Source organism: Streptomyces sp. NPDC015139, from assembly GCF_043079785.1.
In the GTDB taxonomy this organism is placed as follows: Bacteria; Actinomycetota; Actinomycetes; order Streptomycetales; family Streptomycetaceae; genus Streptomyces; species Streptomyces albidocamelliae.
On the sequence record NZ_JBIBUW010000011.1, the window covers coordinates 121,199 to 140,872 of the forward strand.

General features: G+C 71.7%; 14 protein-coding genes. 4 read left to right on the plus strand and 10 right to left on the minus strand.

The genetic code is table 11. The annotated features are described in order from the left end of the window. Positions 1 to 144: 144 nt before the first annotated feature. A complete protein-coding gene (locus ACF08B_RS27710) occupies positions 145 to 741 on the minus strand; it encodes a hypothetical protein (protein ID WP_392319886.1) in 597 nt (198 codons plus the stop codon). 522 nt (positions 742 to 1,263) lie between these two features. Here ACF08B_RS27710 and ACF08B_RS27715 point away from each other — a divergent pair. Next, positions 1,264 to 2,151, plus strand: coding sequence for a class I SAM-dependent methyltransferase (locus ACF08B_RS27715; RefSeq protein ID WP_392319887.1), 888 nt, complete (start codon positions 1,264 to 1,266; stop codon positions 2,149 to 2,151). Here ACF08B_RS27715 and ACF08B_RS27720 read toward each other — a convergent pair. The 7 genes from ACF08B_RS27720 to ACF08B_RS27750 form a co-directional block, all read right to left on the minus strand. Next, a complete protein-coding gene (locus tag ACF08B_RS27720) occupies positions 2,148 to 2,642 on the minus strand; it encodes a hypothetical protein (RefSeq protein WP_392319888.1) in 495 nt (164 codons plus the stop codon). The genes ACF08B_RS27715 and ACF08B_RS27720 overlap by 4 nt on opposite strands. 3 nt (positions 2,643 to 2,645) lie before the next feature. Beyond that, positions 2,646 to 4,577, minus strand: a complete 1,932-nt coding sequence (ftsH, locus tag ACF08B_RS27725; protein WP_392319889.1) for an ATP-dependent zinc metalloprotease FtsH — start codon at positions 4,575 to 4,577, stop codon at positions 2,646 to 2,648. A gap of 92 nt (positions 4,578 to 4,669) precedes the next feature. Continuing rightward, on the minus strand, positions 4,670 to 6,217 hold the full coding sequence (ffh, locus tag ACF08B_RS27730) for a signal recognition particle protein (protein WP_093474357.1): 1,548 nt from the start codon (positions 6,215 to 6,217) through the stop codon (positions 4,670 to 4,672). An 84-nt stretch (positions 6,218 to 6,301) separates the two neighbouring features. Next, positions 6,302 to 8,752, minus strand: coding sequence for a [protein-PII] uridylyltransferase (locus tag ACF08B_RS27735; RefSeq protein ID WP_392319890.1), 2,451 nt, complete (start codon positions 8,750 to 8,752; stop codon positions 6,302 to 6,304). Positions 8,753 to 8,797: 45 nt separating this feature from the next. Beyond that, positions 8,798 to 9,136: a P-II family nitrogen regulator gene (locus ACF08B_RS27740; RefSeq protein ID WP_392319891.1), complete on the minus strand. Its 339-nt coding sequence runs from the start codon at positions 9,134 to 9,136 to the stop codon at positions 8,798 to 8,800. Then, the gene (locus ACF08B_RS27745) at positions 9,133 to 10,476 is read right to left on the minus strand and encodes an ammonium transporter (protein WP_392319892.1); all 1,344 of its coding nucleotides are present in this window, start codon (positions 10,474 to 10,476) and stop codon (positions 9,133 to 9,135) included. Before ACF08B_RS27745 ends, ACF08B_RS27740 begins: the two co-directional genes overlap by 4 nt. 345 nt (positions 10,477 to 10,821) lie before the next feature. Further along, positions 10,822 to 12,300: a hypothetical protein gene (locus tag ACF08B_RS27750; RefSeq protein ID WP_093474361.1), complete on the minus strand. Its 1,479-nt coding sequence runs from the start codon at positions 12,298 to 12,300 to the stop codon at positions 10,822 to 10,824. 457 nt (positions 12,301 to 12,757) lie between these two features. Here ACF08B_RS27750 and ACF08B_RS27755 point away from each other — a divergent pair, with 457 nt between their 5' ends. Further along, entirely contained in the window at positions 12,758 to 13,420 is a 663-nt protein-coding gene (locus tag ACF08B_RS27755; protein WP_073889935.1) for a bifunctional DNA primase/polymerase, read from the plus strand. A gap of 177 nt (positions 13,421 to 13,597) precedes the next feature. Here the strand turns inward: ACF08B_RS27755 and ftsY are convergent, their stop codons facing one another. Further along, a complete protein-coding gene (gene ftsY / locus ACF08B_RS27760; RefSeq protein ID WP_093474364.1) occupies positions 13,598 to 14,809 on the minus strand; it encodes a signal recognition particle-docking protein FtsY in 1,212 nt (403 codons plus the stop codon). 170 nt (positions 14,810 to 14,979) lie between these two features. Here ftsY and ACF08B_RS27765 point away from each other — a divergent pair, with 170 nt between their 5' ends. Further along, the gene (locus ACF08B_RS27765; RefSeq protein WP_392319893.1) at positions 14,980 to 16,431 is read left to right on the plus strand and encodes a cytosine permease; all 1,452 of its coding nucleotides are present in this window, start codon (positions 14,980 to 14,982) and stop codon (positions 16,429 to 16,431) included. 133 nt (positions 16,432 to 16,564) lie between these two features. Beyond that, positions 16,565 to 17,536, plus strand: coding sequence for an LLM class flavin-dependent oxidoreductase (locus ACF08B_RS27770; protein ID WP_392319894.1), 972 nt, complete (start codon positions 16,565 to 16,567; stop codon positions 17,534 to 17,536). Positions 17,537 to 18,216: 680 nt separating this feature from the next. Here the strand turns inward: ACF08B_RS27770 and ACF08B_RS27775 are convergent. Continuing rightward, entirely contained in the window at positions 18,217 to 19,635 is a 1,419-nt protein-coding gene (locus tag ACF08B_RS27775; protein WP_392319895.1) for a sugar porter family MFS transporter, read from the minus strand. Between the last annotated feature and the right edge of the window lie 39 nt (positions 19,636 to 19,674).

The window sequence follows — 19,674 nt, forward strand, 5'->3', positions numbered from 1 at the left end:
GGCATGCCGGAGGGGCACCCGGCGCGGAGGTGAGGTACGTCGGGTGCGCCGCTCGGCGCCACGAGGTGCGGCTGTCTGCGCAGCAGCACCCCGATCGCTCGGCCCCACCGGCACCCACGAGATGCCGGTACGCGTGGCCGGCGGTTACGCCGCTCCCACGACCTCCGGGATCCGGAACGGCTTGCCGCAGCCGCCGCAGACGATCGGGGCCTGGGCCAGGACCGACGGGACCACCCGGACGTTGCGCCCGCAGTCGCAGACCGCCTTGACGCGGACGCCGCCCCCGGAGGAGCCGTGCCGGGCGGCCGGACCGCGGAACGTGCGGGAGGTGTCGGAGGAGGTGGCCGCCGTATGGAGCCTCAGCGCGCGCTGGAGCCGCTCCATCGTCGGGCGGTAGCGCCGCTTCGCCTCGGGGTTGAGCGTGACCAGGGAGAAGCCGCTGCTCGGGTGCGGCTCCTCGGGGTGGTCGAGGCCCAGCTCCTCGGCGATCGCGAGGAAACGGCGGTTGTGGTAGCGGCCGGCCCGGGAGGTGTCGCGGATCCCGCGGGCTGCGGCGATGCCGTGGACTGCCTCGTGGAGCAGTCGCTCGAAGGAGAGCTCGTGACCGCACGCGGACGACGACTCCCCGATCAGGGACTCTGGCGCGGCAAGGTCCGGCAGCTCGGGGTGGTACCGCTGAATGTCGGCCCACGCCTGCGCCAGCTCTGCGGCGAGAACAGGTGGTGTCTGTGTCGTGCTCACGTAATGACAACGAGCGGGGGTGCCGCTGTGTTCCGATTCCGGGCCATCCCAAATAATTTGCACGTACCCGTCAGTTGCCGCTGATGCGTGCTGACGAGGGCGGGTGCGCTGATCTGCGGAGAAGCCTCACAGCTCGTAACAAGCTGGTGCGTAGTGAGTGATACGACCGGCGTGTAGTACGCGAGTGCGACACCGGCCGGCGGCTGCGCAAGACGTGTTTCGGCCGCTCTGCCGGCGGTGCCTCGTCCTGTTCAGCGTCTGTGACGGCCGTGACGTTACCGCGCGCGTCCGAACCCCCCGGCACCGGCCCGTACCTCGGGGCGGACACCGTACGGTCACCCGGGTTGCCGGGATGTGAAATCTCGCCACACTCGCCCCCGGACGGCAAGCCGGGCCCTACGACCCCTGGACGGGGCCGCGAGCCGGGAGTTACCTGGCATACGTGGGAAGTGCGCGCGCACGGCACGGGGGCCACGCAACCGGGCACAGCGGCGACTTGTCGGCGGATTGGGGCGCTTACCTATGACACCTACGCTCGTGCGGCAGCACCGGTCGCACGCGGATTCCACATCCCGCGTGGACCCGTGGGCACGCGCGCGTGACTGGTCGGAGATCCAGGAACGGATGCTGGTCCCGCTCTACGAGGCGGTCCACGAGCGGCTCGAAGTGGGCCCGGCGACCCGGCTGCTGGGCCTGCGCTGCGGCTCCGGGCTCGCGCTGCTGATGGCGGCCTCCCGAGGGGCGGCGGTGACCGGCGTGGACACCTCGCCGGAGCGGCTCGCCCTCGCCCGCGAACGTCTGCTGCCGGAGGCGGCGCGCGGCGGGGACGCGGGGCGCGGCGAGAACGGCGGCACGCGCGCGCGTACGGCTCCGAGACTGCTCGCCGCCGTGGGCGCGGACGTGGCCGGCACGGAGACGGCCGGTTTCGACGTGGTGACCGTCTTCGAGCCGATCGGCTGTCTGGCGGGTGACTCCGAGGGGCTCGGCGAGCAGCTGGCGGACGCGCTGCCGACGGCCCGCCGGGGTGCCGCGGTGGTGCTGGTGGGCTGGGGTCCGCCGGAGCGCTGCGCCACCTCCTCCGTGCTGCGGGTGGCGACGAAGCCGGCGGATCCGCTGCGCGGCGCGCACAGCTGGCGGCAGGCCCGCCGGGACGACCTGGAGGAGGTCGCCCAGCGGGCGGGGCTGAAGCCGGACGGCTCGGGGCGGGTCTCCTGCCCGTTCGGGTACGCCGGCCTGGACAGCGCCGTACGCGGGCTGCTGTCGACCGGCCTGTTCGACGCGGCGATCGCGGCGACGGACGCCAAGCAGGTCGACAAGGAGCTGACGGAAGCGCTGCATCCGTACCGGCGGCAGGACGGGACCGTGTGGATGCCGAACGTCTTCCGCTACCTCGTGGCCCGGGTGCCCTAGGCCGCGGGCGCGTCCTCGGCCGGGCGGCCCGCCCCCGCCATGAACCGCCAGACCAGGGCGTGTCCCAGGACGACGAGGACGATCAGCATGAGGGCCTCGGCCTGGATGGGGGTCAGCCCCAGCGGCCGGGCCAGTTCCGGGAAGGCGCCGACGACGGCGATCAGGGCGTACATCAGGGCGGCACCGGCCTGCTGCCAGGTGACGAAGCGGTCGCCGCGGGCGCGGGCCAGCAGCCGCAGGGTGCAGCCGCAGCCGACCACGGCGAGGGCGATGAACGCCACCCGCCAGATCTGCGGCTGCTGGGCGCCGCCGACCTGGGCGAACAGGCCCATCAGGGCGGGCAGCAGGAACGACAGGTAGATCCCGCCGACGACACGGCGCAGGGCCGGTTCACGCATCCACTCGGTGTGGCTCTGGACGACGTTCCACCAGAGGCCGACCAGGGTGAAGCAGGTGGCGGAGAACAGGGCGTAGAAGGTGCTGACATCCATGGACTACGTCTCGCCGTTCTTGGGCAGGCGGGTGATTCCGGCGATCCGGTACGCGTCCGCCTCCTCCAGCGTCTCGTTCTCCAGGAGTGCCTGGGCGAGGGCGTCCAACTGGCCGCGGTGGTCGCGGAGTTTGTGCAGCGCCTCCTCGTAGCAGGCGTCCGTGATGCGCCGCATCTCCGCGTCGATCACGTCCAGGGTCTGCGGCGCGGCCGACAGTCCGTACGCCTGTTGGGCGTCGCTGGGGAGGGCGGAGAGCCGGCCGACGCGTTCGCTCATGCCCCAGCGGGCCACCATTCCGCGCGCGATGTTGGTGACCTGTTCGAGGTCGTTCTCCGCGCCGGTGGTGACGACTCCGTAGACGACCTCCTCGGCCGCCATGCCGCCCAGGGCGCCGATGATGCGGCCGCGCAGGTACTCCTCCGAGTGCGCGTACCGCTCGACCTCGGGCGTGGACATGGTCACGCCGAGCGCCCGCCCGCGCGGCACGATGGTGATCTTGCGGACGGGGTCCGCGCCGGGCTGGAGCATGCCGAGGAGGGCGTGGCCGCTCTCGTGGTAGGCGGTGCGCCGGCGGTCCTCCTCGGGCATGACGAGGGTCCGCTCGGCGCCGAGCTGGACCTTCTCCAGGGCCTCGGACAGGTCCGCCCGGGTCACCCGCTCCTGCTTGCGCTTGACCGCGAGCAGTGCGGCCTCGTTGGCGAGATTGGCCAGATCCGCACCCGTCATGCCGGGGGTCACGCGCGCCAGCTGGGTGAGGTCCACATCGGGGTCGAGCGGCATCTCCCGGGTGTGGATCGCGAGGATCGCCTCGCGCCCCCCGCGGTCCGGCGGGGCCACGCTGACCACCCGGTCGAAGCGGCCGGGCCGGGTCAGCGCCGGGTCCAGGATGTCGGCCCGGTTGGTCGCTGCGATGACGATGACGCCCTCCCACCCCGAGAAGCCGTCCATCTCGGTGAGGATCTGGTTCAGCGTCTGCTCGCGCTCGTCGTGGCCGCTCACCGAGGCACCGCCGCCGCGCACCCGTCCGATGGTGTCGATCTCGTCGATGAAGATGATGGAGGGTGCCACCTTGCGCGCCTCGCCGAACAGTTCGCGGACCCGGGAGGCGCCGACGCCGACGATCATCTCGATGAACTCGGACGCCGAGGCGGAGAAGAACGGCACTCCCGCCTCCCCCGCGACCGCCCGGGCCAGCAGGGTCTTGCCGGTTCCGGGCGAACCCGCGAGCAGGACGCCGCGCGGCAGCTTCGCGCCCATCCGGCGGTAGGTGTCCGGGTACTTGAGGAAGTCGACGACGTCGTCCAGTTCGCCCTTGACCTCGTCGATGCCCGCCACGTCCGCGAACGTCGTACGCCCGGTGCCGGGCCGCAGCTCGACCGGCTTCGGCGGTGGCTTGCGGCCGAACATGCCGCCCGCCCCGCCCATGCCCGCGCGGAGCCGCCGGGCGAAGAAGATCCACACCGCGGCCAGGATCACGATGGGGATGAGCGACAGCAGCAGGTTGGACAGGTAGCTGCGCTCCTGCACGACCGGTCGCGCGGTCACCGTGACGCCGTGGCTGCTCAGGCTCTGCCACAGCTTGTCGTCCGCGAAGGCGGGCCGCTGGGTCCGGAACTCCTTGTAGTCGCCGCCACCCTCGGGGTTGGCGCGGGGGCTCCTGAGCCGGCCCTGGATCGCGTCGCCCTTGGAGTAGATCTCGGCGACGTTTCCGGCGCCGACCTCCTTGCTGAACTCCGTGTAGGAGATCGTCGGCTCATTGCCCTGGCCCAGGTAGTTCAGTCCGACGTAGGCCAGTACGAACACCATCACCGCGGTGGCGAAGAGTCCCCACCATCGGCCGCCCCGCCATCCGCCGCGCCGGGGCGGCTCGTCCGGTGTGCCCTCGGCTCGCCACGGCTGGTCAGGGGCTTTGCGGGGTGGCGCCGCATTGCTCATATCTGGACGTTACGACACGCGGCGGGCCTCGGCATGCGCTGAGGGCGCTCCCTTCCGGAAGGGAGCGCCCTCGGCGGACGTACGCACGGGACTCAGCCCATGAACTTCTTGAACTCGTCCGGCAGCTCGAAGTCCTGGGCGCCCTGCTGCGGCAGGCCGAGGGCACCGCCCTGCGCGGCGGCCTCGCGGCGCTGGGCCTCCTCCAGCTCCTGCTGCTTGCGCTTCATCGGGTTGCCGGAGCGCTGCTTGCCCTTGGCCTTCTTCGGCTGCTTCTTGCTGCGGCCGGGCCCGCCGCCCATGCCCGGCATCCCGGGCATGCCCGGCATGCCGCCGCCCTGGGCCATGCGGGACATCATCTTGCGGGCCTCGAAGAACCGCTCGACGAGGCCCTTGACGGCGCTGACGTCGACGCCGGAACCCTTGGCGATACGGGCGCGGCGCGAACCGTTGATGATCGTCGGGTCCTGGCGCTCGCCCGGGGTCATCGACTTGATGATCGCGCCCACGCGGTCGACTTCCCGCTCGTCCAGGTTGTTGATCTGGTCCTTGATCTGACCCATGCCGGGAAGCATGCCGAGCAGCTTGCTGATGCTGCCCATCTTGCGGACCTGCTCCATCTGGGACAGGAAGTCGTCGAGGGTGAAGTCCTGGCCCTTCTTGGACGCCAGCTTGGAGGCCATCTTCTGGGCCTCTTCCTGGCTGAAGGTCTTCTCCGCCTGCTCGATCAGGGTGAGCAGGTCACCCATGTCGAGGATGCGGGAGGCCATCCGGTCCGGGTGGAACGCGTCGAACTCGTCGAGCTTCTCGCCGTTGGAGGCGAACATGATCGGCTTGCCGGTGATCTGCCGGATGGACAGGGCCGCGCCACCGCGGGCGTCACCGTCGAGCTTGGAGAGGACCACGCCGTCGAAGCCGACGCCGTCGCGGAAGGCCTCGGCGGTGTTGACCGCGTCCTGGCCGATCATCGCGTCGACGACGAAGAGGATCTCGTCCGGGGAGACGGCGTCGCGGATGTCCGCGGCCTGCTGCATCATCTCCTGGTCGATGCCGAGCCGGCCGGCGGTGTCCACGATCACGATGTCGTGGACCTTGGACCGCGCGTGGTCGATGGAGTCCTTGGCGACCTTGACCGGGTCGCCCACGCCGTTGCCCGGCTCGGGGGCGTAGACGGAGACGCCGGCGCGCTCGGCGACGACACTCAGCTGGTTGACGGCGTTCGGGCGCTGGAGGTCGGCGGCGACCAGCAGGGGCGAGTGGCCCTGCTCCTTCAGCCAGCGGCCGAGCTTGCCCGCGAGGGTGGTCTTACCGGCACCCTGCAGACCCGCGAGCATGATCACGGTCGGCGGCTGCTTGGCGAACCGCAGCCGGCGGGTCTCCCCGCCTAGGATCGTGACGAGCTCGTCGTTGACGATCTTGAGGACCTGCTGGGCCGGGTTCAGGGCCCGGGAGACCTCGGCGCCGAGCGCGCGCTCCTTGACGTTCTTGATGAACGTGCGGACGACCGGCAGGGCCACGTCCGCCTCGAGGAGCGCGATGCGGATCTCGCGTGCCGTGGCGTCGATGTCCGCCTCGGAAAGCCGTCCCTTGCCGCGCAGGTTCTTGAAAGTCGCTGACAGGCGGTCGGAGAGAGTGTCGAACACGGCGCTCGCGGTCCTCGGGGTCGGTGACGGTCTTCAGGGAATCGCCCTCCAGGGTATCCCGGAGCCGGAGCCACCGGAGCAGGGTCACCCGCGCAGGGTCTCCTCCAGCACTCCGGCCGTGGCCGCGGCGTCCTGCGCGGGCAGCGGAGCACCCGTGCCGGACGTGACGTAGAAGGCGTCGACGGCGTTCGAGCCGAGCGTGCTGACGTGCATGCTGCGCACCCGCACCCCGGCCTTCTCCAGGGCGGAGCCGATCCGGTGCAGCAGTCCGGGGGCGTCCTGGGCGCGGACCTCGATCACGGTGGCGAGGTGGGAGGCCGCCGGGGCCACCGTCACCCTCGGTGGCGGGGCGCTCCAGCCGCGCCGGCGCGGGTAGGCGGCGTCCCGTTCGGCGAGGCGCCCGGCGATGTCCAGGGAGCCGTCCAGGGCGCGGACCAGGTCGGCGCGCAGCCGGGCCGCTTGGGGCAGCGAGCCGTACTCGGCCGCCACCCGCCAGTTGAGCAGCAGCACCGAGCCGTCGTCGACGCCGTCCGGCAGGCTCAGGGTGCGCAGCTCCGCCGTGCGGACGGTGAGGCGGTGCACGGCGAGGACGCCGGCGACCGCGGGCAGCACCCCGGGCTGGTCGGGCACGGCGATGAGCAGTTCGACGCCGAGGGGTTCCGGCTCACCGGAGGGCTCCTCGCCGGTGACCGGTTCGGGCTGCGCGCGCAGGGCGAGGACCGGGCCGCCGGTGCGGTGGGCCTCGACGGCGAGGCGTTCCTGCTCGGCCGTGGGCGCGGCGGGCTCGGGTTCCTCCGCGGCGTCCCCGGCGAGGACGGCCGCGACGCGTCCGACCAGGTCGGCGACGAGCGAGCCGCGCCAGGACGTCCAGGCGGCCGGTCCGGTCGCGAGCGCGTCGGCCTCCGTCAGGGCGTGCAGCAGTTCCAGGGTGCTCTGGGTACCGACCGCGTCGGCGACCGAGCGGAGGGTGGCCGGGTCGTCCAGATCGCGCCGGGTGGCGGTCTCGATCAGCAGGAGGTGGTGGCGTACGAGGGCGGCGAGGACACCCACGTCGGCGCGGTCGAAGCCGATCCGGGCGGCCACGTCCCTGGCGATGATCTCGCCCGCCAGCGAGTGGTCGCCGGGCCAGCCCTTGCCGATGTCGTGCAGCAGGGCGGCGACCAGGAGCAGGTCGGGGCGGCTGACCCGGCGGGTCAGCTCGGAGGCGCGGACCGCCGTCTCGATCAGGTGCCGGTCGACCGTCCAGACGTGGACGGCGTTGCGCTGCGGGCGGCAGCGGACCCGCTCCCAGTCCGGCAGGATGCGCGTGATCAGCCCTTCGGCCTCCAGCGCCTCCCAGACCTCGACCGTCGGACGGCCGGATCCCAGGAGGGTCACCAGCTGCTCGCGGGCCTCGGCGGGCCAGGGCGTGGGCAGGGGGCGTGCGGTGGTGGCCATGCGCCGTACGGCGTGCAGGGACAGCGGGAGACCGGCCTGGGCGGCCGCGGCCGCGGCGCGCAGGGGCAGCACGGGGTCGCGTTCGGGCCGGGCGGCGCGGGCGAGCACCACCTCGCCGTCCTGCTCGACGACGCCCTCGGCGAGCGGGGAGCGCTCGGCGACCGGCTTGCCGCCGCCGAGCATGGCGCGCAGGCGCGGCCGGACGGCACGCGAGCGCAGGACGCGCCCCACTTCGCGCCAGGTGACGTCGCTGGCGTACGACACGATCCGCGCCGCCTCGTAGACCTGCCGCAGCAGCGTGTCGGCGTCCAGCAGGCCCAGCTCGGCCGCGACCTGGTCCTGCTCCTGGAGGGCGAGCCGGTCGGTGGCGCGGCCGGTGGCCAGGTGGAGGGCGTCGCGCACGTCGAGCAGCCGCCGACGGGCGTCCGCGAGCCCTTCGCGGGGCGCGTCGGCGAGCCAGGAGGCGGCCACGGCGCGCAGTGCGGTGGCGTCGCGGAGTCCGCCGCGGGCCTCCTTGAGGTCGGGCTCCAGCAGGTACTGCAGCTCGCCCTGGCGCTCGGCCCGCTCGGCGCAGAGCGCCTGGAGCTCGGGGAGGCGCTTGGGGGCCTGGTTCCGCCAGTCGGCGAGGACGGCGGTGCGCAGACCCGCGGTGAGCCCGAGGTCGCCCACGAGATGGCGGGCGTCCAGCAGGCCCAGCTGGACCTTCAGGTCGTCCGCGGCCGTCTTCCGGGCCTCCGCCGGGGTGCGCACGGAGTGGTCCAGGGCGAGGCCGAGGTCCCAGACGGGGTACCAGAGGCGGTCGGCGAGGGCGGCGACCGCGCCCGGGTCGGAGCCGTCGTGGAGCAGCAGCAGGTCGAGGTCGCTGCGCGGGGACAGCTCACCGCGCCCGTAGCCGCCCACGGCGACGAGGGAGGCGCCCCGGAAGCCGCCGATCGCCGCCGTGAACAGGCCGCTGAGCCAGTCGTCGGTCAGTTCCGCGAGGGCGGCACGGCGCGGCGGCCCGGACCGCGCCCCCTCGGTGAGGAGGCGCAGCCGGGCCGCCGCGTAGCCGCCGGGTCCCGAGTCTTCCGCTTCTGTCCGCACATCCGTACCCGTCACCCGGCGACTCCCGTCCTTGTGCTGTGTCAGAGCCCTACCGCCGTGTCAGAGCGCGTCCGGGCCGCGCTCGCCCGTGCGGACCCGTACGGCCGCGTCGACCGGCACGGACCAGACCTTGCCGTCACCGATCTTGCCGGTGCGGGCGGCCTTGACGACGACCTCGATCAGCTGGTCGGCGTCGTCGTCCTCGGCCAGGACCTCGATGCGGATCTTGGGGACCAGGTCGACGGTGTACTCGGCACCGCGGTAGACCTCGGTGTGGCCCCGCTGCCGACCGTAGCCGCTGGCCTCGGTGACCGTCAGCCCCTGGACGCCGAACGCCTGGAGGGCCTCCTTGATCTCGTCCAGCCGGTGGGGCTTGACCACGGCGGTGATGAGCTTCATGCGTCCACCTTCTTGTTCTGCGTGGCGGCGAGGGCCGAAGCGGCTGCGGCGGAGCCGAGGACACCGCCGCCGGCGCCGCTGAAGTCGTACGCGGTCTCGGCGTGCTCGGCCTGGTCGATGCCGGAGACCTCCTCGTCCTCGGAGACCCGCATCCCGATGGTCCGGTCGAGCAGGAAGGCGAGGACGGCGGAGACGATCAGGGAGTAGGCGAGGACCGCGAAGACACCGGCGCACTGCTTCCACAGCTGGGTGAAGGAGTGGTCGCCGTAGAAGACACCGGTGGCGGCGGACTGACCCTTGCCGGTGGCGAAGAAGCCGATGAGCAGAGAGCCGATGATGCCGCCGACCATGTGGACGCCGACGACGTCGAGGGAGTCGTCGTAGCCGAACCGGAACTTCAGGCCCACGGCGGCGGCGCAGGCGACACCGGCGACGGCGCCGACGGCGATCGCGCCGAGCGGGGAGACCGCGCCGCCGGACGGGGTGATCGCGACCAGGCCGGCGACCGCGCCGGAGGCGGCGCCCAGCGTGGTGAACGCGCCGTGCCGGATCTTCTCGTAGGCGAGCCAGGCCAGCATCGCCGCGGCCGTCGCGACCTGCGTGTTCACGAACATCAGCGCGCCCACGCCGTCGTCGTTGCCGAGCCAGGAGCCCGCGTTGAAACCGAACCAGCCGAACCACAGCAGGCCCGCGCCGAGCATGACCAGTGGAAGGCTGTGCGGGCGCATCGGGTCCTTCTTGAAGCCGACGCGCTTGCCGATCACCAGGATCACGCCGAGCGCCGCGGCACCCGCGTTGATGTGGACCGCCGTACCACCGGCGAAGTCGATCACACCGAGCTTGTAGGCCCAGCCGTCGGCGCCCCAGACCCAGTGGGCGACCGGGACGTAGACGATCGTGACCCACAGGGCGACGAACAGTGCCCACGCCGAGAACTTCACGCGGTCCGCGAGGGCACCGCTTATCAGGGCCGGCGTGATGATGGCGAACATCAGCTGGAAGACCATGAAGACGAAGATCGGGATGGTGTAGCCGTCCCACAGTTCCGTCAGCCCGATGTTGCTCAGACCGAGCCAGTCGGAGTTCCAGCCGATGAGGCTGTTGCTCGTGCCGAAGGCGAGGGAGAAGCCGTAGAGCACCCAGAGAATGGTGACGATGCCCATGCTGATGAAGCTCATCATCAGCATGTTGAGAGTGCTCTTGACGCGGACCATGCCTCCGTAGAAGAAGGCCAGGCCCGGTGTCATGAGCAGCACTAGGGCGGAACAGATGAGCATGAAGCCTGTGTTCGCGGAGGAAAGCTTGGGTGCCTCCGCGGCAAGCGTGATGGCCGGTGCCATCGGCGTCTCCTCGTCGGTTGGTACGGCCCCGTGCGGGCGGTGCCTGAGCGGTCCGGTCGGGGTGAGGGGTGGGCCGGTTATGCGCCATGAGACTGGCGCAGCGCGGTTTCGGTGGAGGCCCCTCGTTGTTTCGCCGGGGTGACGAAGACGCCGTGCGTGTTACGCGTCGGTGAAGTGCGGGAGACCCGGCCGCGCCATCGTTATCGTGACGCAACCTTCTCCGGCAGGCATGCGGGAGGAGACAGGCCGGCCGCGGGCGGCCTCTCGATGACCTGGCATGGGGGAGCCGAGTCGGGCAGTTCGGGAGGACCGGCCGCGGCCGGGGCTCGGGGGATCCGGGGTGGGTCAGACCGCCTCGGCGGTCTCGGGCAGATCGACGGCGAGCTGGTCGCCGAGGTCGACGACGGCGGTGAGGTCGCCGTGGTCGCGCACGGCCGTGTCGACCGTCTTGCGGATGCGTGTGTTCACCCGCTCCGAGCGGACCTTCTTGGCGATCGCCATGGCCCGCGAGGCATAGTCCGTGCTGCGCTCGGGCTCCCGCTGGAGCAGGTGCACGGTCGCCATGCCGATCAGGTTGAGCGCGTACGACCGCTGGTGCTCGCTGTCCTTGGCGAACAGGTCCACCGCACGCTGCATGAGCGGCTCGGCGAGGGACGCGTAGGTGGGGCTGCGGCCGGCGACATAGGCGAGGTCGCGGAAGGAGTGGGAGTTCTCGCCGTACAGCTCGGCCTCGGAGAAGAAGCGGATCCAGTCGGGGTCCGGCTCGTCCCACTCGTCGGCCTCGGCGAAGGTGTCCTCGGCCATGCGGACGGCACGCTTGGTCTTGCCGGGCTGGCCCATGTTGGCGTAGGCGCGGGCCTCCATCGCATACAGCATCGACTGGGTGCGCGGACTGGCGCAGTCGCGACTGCCGTACTGGGCGAGGTGGATGAGCTCCAGGGCGTCGTCGGGCCGGCCGAGGTGGATCATCTGGCGGCTCATGCTGGACAGGACGTACGAGCCGAGCGGCTTGTCGCCGGCCTCCTTGGCCGCGTGCAGGGCGAGGACGAAGTACTTCTGCGCGGTGGGCTGGAGACCCACGTCGTACGACATCCAGCCGGCGAGTTCGGCGAGTTCGGCGGCGACCTTGAAGAGCTTGCGGGTGGTGGCCTCGGGCTGGGGTTCCTGGAGGAGGTCGGTGACCTCGTGCAGCTGGCCGACGACCGCCTTGCGGCGCAGGCCGCCACCGCACTGGGCGTCCCACTGGCGGAACATCCGCGTCGTGGACTCCAGCAGGTCCAGCTCGGGCTTGGACAGCCGGCCCGGCCTGCGGGCGTCGAGGCCGCTCTCCGGCTCGGGCGGGGTCGCGGAGCCCGGGGTGGGCACGAGCCAGCGCTGCATGGGCTCGATGAGCGAGGGGCCCGCGGACAGCGCCAGCGAGGTGCCGAGGAAGCCCCGGCGGGCCAGCATCAGGTCGCTGCGCGAGAACTCGCTGAGCAGGGCGACGGTCTGCGGGCCGGTCCACGGCAGGTCGACGCCGGACGCGGAGGGTGACTGGCGGGCGGCACGCAGGCCGAGGTCCTCGATGGAGACCACGCAGCCGAAGCGCTCGGAGAACAGCTCCGAGAGGATCCGCGGGATCGGCTCGCGCGGATTCTCCCCGTCCAGCCAGCGCCGTACGCGCGAGGTGTCGGTGGAGATGTGGTTGGCACCCAACTGGCGTGCCCGGCGGTTCACTTGGCGGGCCAGCTCGCCCTTGGACCAGCCGCTGCGCACGAACCACGAGCCGAGCAGCTCGTTGGGGCGCTTGTCAGCGTTCGCACCGCTACCGCCGTTGCCGCCCACTGGAACGCCCCCATCCCTGAGACCACTTGTCGCCGAGTGCGCCAAGCCCTATCAGAATGCCGGTAAATACGGCTTCCCGTCCGCCGGTTCTCACCCTTCGAACGAGATGACGACTCGCCTCCGGCATACCCACTGATGCATATGCCTCCTGGACTCGCACACTCACCGTAATCCTACGATCACCGGCTCAGCCACGTGGATCCCTGAAACGCCACCATTCGCCACCCCTTCGAATGAACTCACGGTCGCCCAGGCGCGATTCACTTGACATAGGACGACTGGAAGTCGGCGGAGTGATGCACCCGGGGGCGCATGGTCACCGGCGCGCCACCCGAAGCGCTCCGATGCGCCGCCTTGGCCTCACGGGACCGAGGGCAGGCGGAGCCGTAGCGTTACGTTCCGCTTCCGTCTCGTTCCGTGTCGTAACCACCGGCGCGCAGGACCCGTTGGAGGGGGCATGGGCTTCACGATCGGCGGCATTCGCGAGATCCGTTCCGGCACACGTCGGCGCGGCCGTTCGTCGGAGTGCACCGCCGTCGCCGAGTTCACCGGGCTGTGGGGCTGGGACGCGGTCCCCGGCGCACGTGCCGCGGCGGGCGTCTGCTCGTGCGGGCGCACCGGCTGCCCGGCGCCCGGCGCGCATCCGCTGGACTTCGCCCCGCAGGTACCGGCCGGGGCCACGCTGGACGAGGTGACCAAGACCTGGTCCGAGTTCCCGGGCGCCGCGGTGATGCTGCCGGTCGGCCAGGCGTTCGACGTCATCGAGGTCTCCGAGGCCGCCGGGCGCCGCGCCCTGGTCCGCCTGGAACGCATGGGCCTCCCCCTCGGCCCGGTGACCGCCACCCCCGACGGCCGCGCCCACTTCTTCGTCGCCCCCGGCGCCGCCGCCGGGCTCCCCCGGCTGCTGTACCGCATGGGCTGGGACGATCCTTCAGCGCTGGACCTGCGCGGCCTCGGCCCGGGCTCCCACATCACCGCGCCGCCCTCCGACCGCGGGGGCCTGGGTCCGGTGCGCTGGCTGCGGCCGCCCGCGCTGGACTCGGCGACCCGGCCGCCGGCGGCCCGGCTGCTGCTGGGCACCCTGGCGTACGTGGCGCACCGGTCGCGCGCACGGGCGTAGCGCCCCGGACAGAGCGAAGCGCCCGTCCCCGACTGCACCTCGGGGGCGGGCGCTTCTTGCAGTGTCCGGGACCGCATCCGGAACCCGCGTTGCGGCCGTGTCCGGCCGGTCGTCTCCGGCGATCCGGAGGTGGCCCGGAGCTACCCGGAGTGCTCCGCGGGCGATCGGCAGCCGGTGTCAGTCGCCGATCAGGGCGTCCACGAACGCCTCCGGCTCGAACGGCGCGAGGTCGTCCGCGCCCTCGCCGAGCCCGATCAGCTTGACCGGGACGCCCAGCTCGCGCTGGACGGCGACGACGATGCCGCCCTTGGCCGTGCCGTCCAGCTTGGTCAGCACGATGCCGGTGATGTCCACGACCTCGGCGAAGACCCGCGCCTGCACCAGGCCGTTCTGGCCGGTGGTGGCGTCGAGGACCAGCAGCACCTCGTCCAGCGGCGCGTGCTTCTCCACGACGCGCTTGACCTTGCCCAGCTCGTCCATGAGACCGGTCTTGGTGTGCAGCCGGCCGGCGGTGTCGATGAGGACCACGTCGACCCCCATCTCCTTGCCCTCCTTCACCGCGTCGAAGGCGACGGAGGCGGGGTCGCCCGCCTCCGGCCCGCGCACGGTGTGGGCGCCGACGCGCTCGCCCCAGGTCTGGAGCTGGTCGGCGGCGGCGGCGCGGAAGGTGTCGGCTGCGCCGAGCACGACCGTGCGGCCGTCGGCCACGAGCACGCGGGCGAGCTTGCCGGTGGTGGTGGTCTTGCCGGTGCCGTTGACGCCGACGACCATCACGATGCCCGGCTTGCGGTCCTCGGGCTCGGTCCTCACCGTGCGGTCGACGTCGGTGCCGACCAGCTTGAGCAGCTCCTCGCGGAGCAGGCCGCGCAGCTCCACCGGGGTGCGGGTGCCGAGCACCTTCACCCGCTCGCGCAGGCTGTCGACCAGTTCCTGGGTGGGCTGCACACCGACGTCGGCGGTGAGCAGGGTGTCCTCGATCTCCTCCCAGGTGTCGTCGTCCAGGTGCTCGCGCGAGAGCAGCGTGAGCAGACCCTTGCCGAGGGCGGTCTGGGAACGGGACAGGCGGGCGCGCAGGCGGACCAGCCGACCGGCGGTGGGCTCCGGGATCTCGAGCTGCGGGACCTCGAGTTCGGGGCCGGCGGGAGGCTCCTCTACGACGACCGGTGCGGGGCCGCCGGGGAGATCCACCTCCTCGATCGTCCGGCGCGGTTCGTCGCGCGGCGTCTCGGCCTCGTCGCCGACGTGCGGCTCGGCCGGGGGCGCGGTGATGTCGGGCGTCTTCGGGGGCGGCGGTGGCAGCGGCTTCCGGCGCCGGCTGCCCACGATCAGCCCGCCGAGCGCGCCGAGCACGACCACGGCGATGACTACAGCAAGGATGATGGTTTCCATAACCCGTCCAGTATCAGCCATGGGTAACCGCAGGCCCTCGTTTGTGGCTTCCTCCGAGAGACAAACGCCACGTATGGCGAGGAGTGGGATCAAAGTACGATGGTGACGGCGCTGTTGACGCGCGTAGAGTCCCCTAGTCCCTGTCCCCCCACGTCTGGGCACCGTCTTTCATGAGCAAAACAGTCGAGACCGAAGGCGCTCTCGAGACCCGAGGCATCGAACAGGTCCCCGACCACGAGCGCACCGCGAAGACCCGTGAGCTGTTCCCCACCTGGGTCGGTGCGAACATCAGCGTGCTGCTGCTGACGATGGGCGCGAGCCTCGTCGTGGCGTACCACCTGAACATCTGGCAGGCCCTCGTCGTCGCGGTGTCCGCGCCGATCGTGTCGTACGGCCTGGTCGGGCTGATCGGCATCGCGGGCAAGCGGGGCGGAGCGCCCGGCATGGCGCTCTCGCGCGCCGTCTTCGGACAGCGCGGCAACCTGCTGCCGGGTTCGCTGATCTGGGTGGCCCGCTGGGGCTGGGAGACGATCAACGCGGTGACCGGCGCCTACGCGATGCTCACCATCCTGGACATCCTGTTCGGCATCCGGGCGAACAGCGTGCTGGACATGGTCACGCTGCTGGTGTTCGTCGTCGCGACCTTCGCGATCTCGGGACTCGGCATCAACGCCGTGCAGAAGTGCAACAAGTACGCCACCTATCTGTTCGGCGTGTTCTCGGTGCTCGTCCTCGGCTACCTGGTGGCGAACACCGACTGGTCGAAGGTCATGGACCACAGCGCCGGCTCGACGGCCGCGGTGATCACCGGCATCGGCATGATCGCCGCCGGCGGTGTCAGCTGGATCCCGTCCGCGCCGGACTTCACCCGCTACCTGCCGCGCACGGCCTCGTCGAAGGCGATCGTGGGCACGGCGGTGGGCGGCGCGGGTGTCGTCGTCCTGCCGATGGTGCTGATGGGCGCGGTCATGGCGGTGTCCACGCCGGATCTGGCGTCGGCGAGCGACCCGGTGTCCTTCCTCGGCGAGATCCTGCCGACGTGGATCGCGGTGCCGTACCTGTGCATCGCGCTGATCGGCATGCTGCTGATCAACTCGATGTCGATGTACTCGGCCGGGTTCACCGCGCAGACCCTCGGCTTCAAGGTGCCGCGCCACTGGGCGGTCTCGGTCAACGCCGTGATCTCGCTGATCTTCGGCGGGGTGCTGATGCTGGTGGCGACGAGCTTCATGGGCTCGTTCATCGCCTTCCTGTCCCTGCTGGCGGTCGCCTTCTCCGCCTGGGTGGGCGTCTTCGGCGCGGACATGCTGCGCCGCACGGAGTACGACGCCCGCGCGATGGCCGACACCACCCGCGCGAGCGCCTACTGGTACCGGGGCGGCTTCTCCCCCGCGGCCGTGGCCGCGTGGGCGATCGGCCTGGTCTCGGGTCTGATGTTCACCACCTCGGACTGGTTCACCGGCCCGCTCGCGAAGAACAACGTCATCGGCGAGTACGGCCTCGGCTGGGTCGCCACGATCGTGATCTCGGGCCTGCTGTACCTCGCCCTGCCGAAGCCGGCCGTGACCACCCCGGCACGGACCGGGGAGCCGGCCGAGGAGCCCGTGACCGCGGGCGTCTGACCGGCGCCGGCCGGAGCGGCCGCCCTGTGCCCGCGCGGGTCGTCCACGAGTCCGCCTTCCTCGTCATAGCAATCTGACGCTTCGTCAGCTACCGTCCCCCTCCACCGCTCTTCGCACCGGAGGGGGACTTCGCATGCCCGTCACGGTCGTACGTTTCAATCTCGTCGAGCCCGGCGCCACGCCCGCCTCCCTCGCCGCCCGGTACCGGACCGCCCTGGAGATGGCCGCGTACGCGGACGAGCACGGGATCACCACCGTGCAGACCGAGGAGCACCACGGCGCGGGCAACAACTGGCTGCCGTCGCCGTTCACCTTCGCGGGCGCGGTGTTCGGGGCCACCCGCCGGATCGCGGTGACGGTGTCGGCGGTGATCGGCCCACTGCACGACCCGCTGCGGCTGGCCGAGGACATCGCCGTACTGGACCTGCTCAGCGGCGGCCGCCTGGTGACCGTGGCCGGGATCGGCTACCGGCCCGAGGAGTACGAGCTGTTCGGCGTCGACTGGAAACGGCGCGGCCGGCTCCAGGACGAGCTGCTGGAGACGCTGCTGAAGGCGTGGTCGGGCGCGGAGTTCGCGTACCGGGGCCGCCGGGTGCGGGTCACTCCTCGTCCGTTCACCGATCCGCATCCGCTGCTGCTGGTCGGGGGCTCCTCCAGGGCCGCCGCCCGCCGTGCCGCCCGGCTGGGCCTGCCGTTCTTCCCGAGCGCGCACCTGCCGGAGCTGGAGGCGTACTACAAGGAGCAGCTCACCGCGTACGGCACCGAGGGCTGGACGATGATGCCGGCCGCCGAGACCCCTCTCCTCCACCTCGCCGAGGACCCGGACCGGGCGTGGGCCGAGTACGGCGAGCACTTCCTGCACGAGGCCCGGACGTACGCCTCCTGGCAGTCGGACCAGATCCGCTCGGCGGTGAGGTCCGCGGCGACCTCGGTCAAGGAACTGCGCGCGGAGGGTGTGTACCGGATCCTCACCCCGCAGGAGTGCGTCGCCCAGCGCCTGGACAGCCTGGTCCTCCACCCGCTGGCGGGCGGCATGCCCCTGGAGGAGGGCTGGCGAAGCCTGCGCCTGTTCGCGGAGCGGGTGATCCCGGCGCTGGAGGGGTGAGGCGTGCGGGGGCGCTGGCGGCCCCCGCGTCCCGGGTCCCGGCTCGGCTGCCCGGCTGGGGGACCGGGCCGAAGCGGGGCCGAGAGGTACGGCCGGAATAGGGCCGCGGAGGGCTCGGGGGGTCCGGGGGCGCTGCGGGCCGGGTCGCAAGGCGGGGGCGCGACCGGCGCGCCGCGGCTCCGCTCCGTGATCGGCAAAGCTCCGTGATCGGCGGAGCTCCGCGATCGGTGGAGGAGAGGCTGCGGCCGGTCCGGAACAAGGCGAGTCCGGCGGGCGGTGCGGGCGGACGACCGTGAGGGCGGCGTTCGCCGGCGTCCTGAACGGCTTGGGTGCGCTGGGCGCCCGACCACGCCACGAAGACCCAGTCGGAGCGTCGCGGCTCCGTGTCCGTGGCGTTGGAGGCGCCGCCACCGGACCGGGCGCGGGCAGGGCAGGTGGCGCGGCCCCTTGCGGGCCCGTGGGCGGCGGCACCGCTCCTCCGTTCGCGAGCAGGGGCCCGGACGGTCGCGTCCCCGGTGGGAGCGTCGGCACGCCAGAAGCGGTCCGGGCGGACCCGGCACGCGCCAGTGATGCGACACCGCCGCCCCCGATCCGGGCGGTGGCCGGGATCGGGGGCGGCGGACGGTACGAGGAGAGGGGCAGCGGGGACTTGGCCCTTCTCCCCGAGTACGGGGGGCCGGTCAGCCCATCTCCTCCAGCGCCTTGCCCTTCGTCTCCTTGACGAACTTGAGGACGAACGGGATGGAGAGCGCGGCGAAGATCGTGTAGATCACGTACGTGCCGGAGAGGTTCCAGTCGGCCAGCGACGGGAAGCTCGCGGTGATGGCCCAGTTGGCGATCCACTGCGCGGAGGCGGCGACGCCGAGGGCGGCGGCACGGATCCGGTTCGGGAACATCTCGCCGAGGAAGACCCAGACCACCACGCCCCAGGACAGGGCGAAGAAGAGGACGAAGATGTGGGCGGCGATCAGGGCGACCCAGCCCTGCGTGGCCGGGAGCTTGCCGTCGACCAGGTTGTAGGAGAACGCCCAGGCCTCGAGGCCGAGACCGATGACCATGCCGACCGAGCCGATGAGGGCGAGCGGCTTGCGGCCGATGCGGTCGACGAAGATCATCGCGATCACGGTACCGACGATGTTGATGATCGACGTCGTGAAGGAGTAGAAGAACGACTCCGTCGGGTCGACGCCGACCGACTGCCACAGCGTCGAGGAGTAGTAGAACGCGACGTTGATGCCGACGAACTGCTGGAAGACCGACAGGCCGATACCGACCCAGACGATCGGCTTGAAGAAGACGGAGCCGCCGAGCAGGTCCTTGAAGGTCGACTTGTGCTCGCGCTTCATGGCGCGCTCGATCTCGGCTACGCGGGCGTCCAGGTCGATCTTGTCGCCCTCGACCTCCTTGAGCACCTCACGGGCGCGCTCCTTGCGGCCGACCTCGATCAGGAAGCGCGGCGACTCGGGGATCGCGAAGGAGAGCAGACCGTACAGGACCGCCGGGACCACCATGACGCCGAGCATGACCTGCCAGGCCTCGAGGCCCATCAGCGTGCCGCGCTGGTTGCCGCCCGCCGCGTTCAGGATGGCCCAGTTGACGAGCTGGGAGACGGCGATGCCGACCACGATCGCGGCCTGCTGGAAGGAACCGAGACGGCCGCGGTACGCGGGCGGGGCGACCTCGGCGATGTAGGCGGGGCCGATGACCGAGGCCATGCCGATGGCGAAGCCGCCGATGATGCGCCAGAAGGCGAGGTCCCACAGGGCGAACGGCAGCGCGGAGCCGACGGCGCTGATGGTGAAGAGGACCGCGGCGATCTGCATGCAGCGGATGCGGCCGATGCGGTCGGCTATGCGGCCGGCCGTGGCGGCGCCGATGGCACAGCCGATCAGGGCGATCGCGATGACCTGCGCGAGGGCCGCCGAGCCGATGTCGTAGCGGTCCCTGATGGCCTCGACGGCGCCGTTGATGACGGAGCTGTCGTAGCCGAACAGGAAACCGCCCATGGCGGCAGCCGCCGCGATGAAGATGACGTGCCCGAGATGTTCGGGATGAGCCGTGTTGGCTCCTGGCTGTGGTGCCTGCGCAGTGCTGGTCACGAAAGACTCCTCGGGCCGCGGCAACGCTGCCGGGGTGGG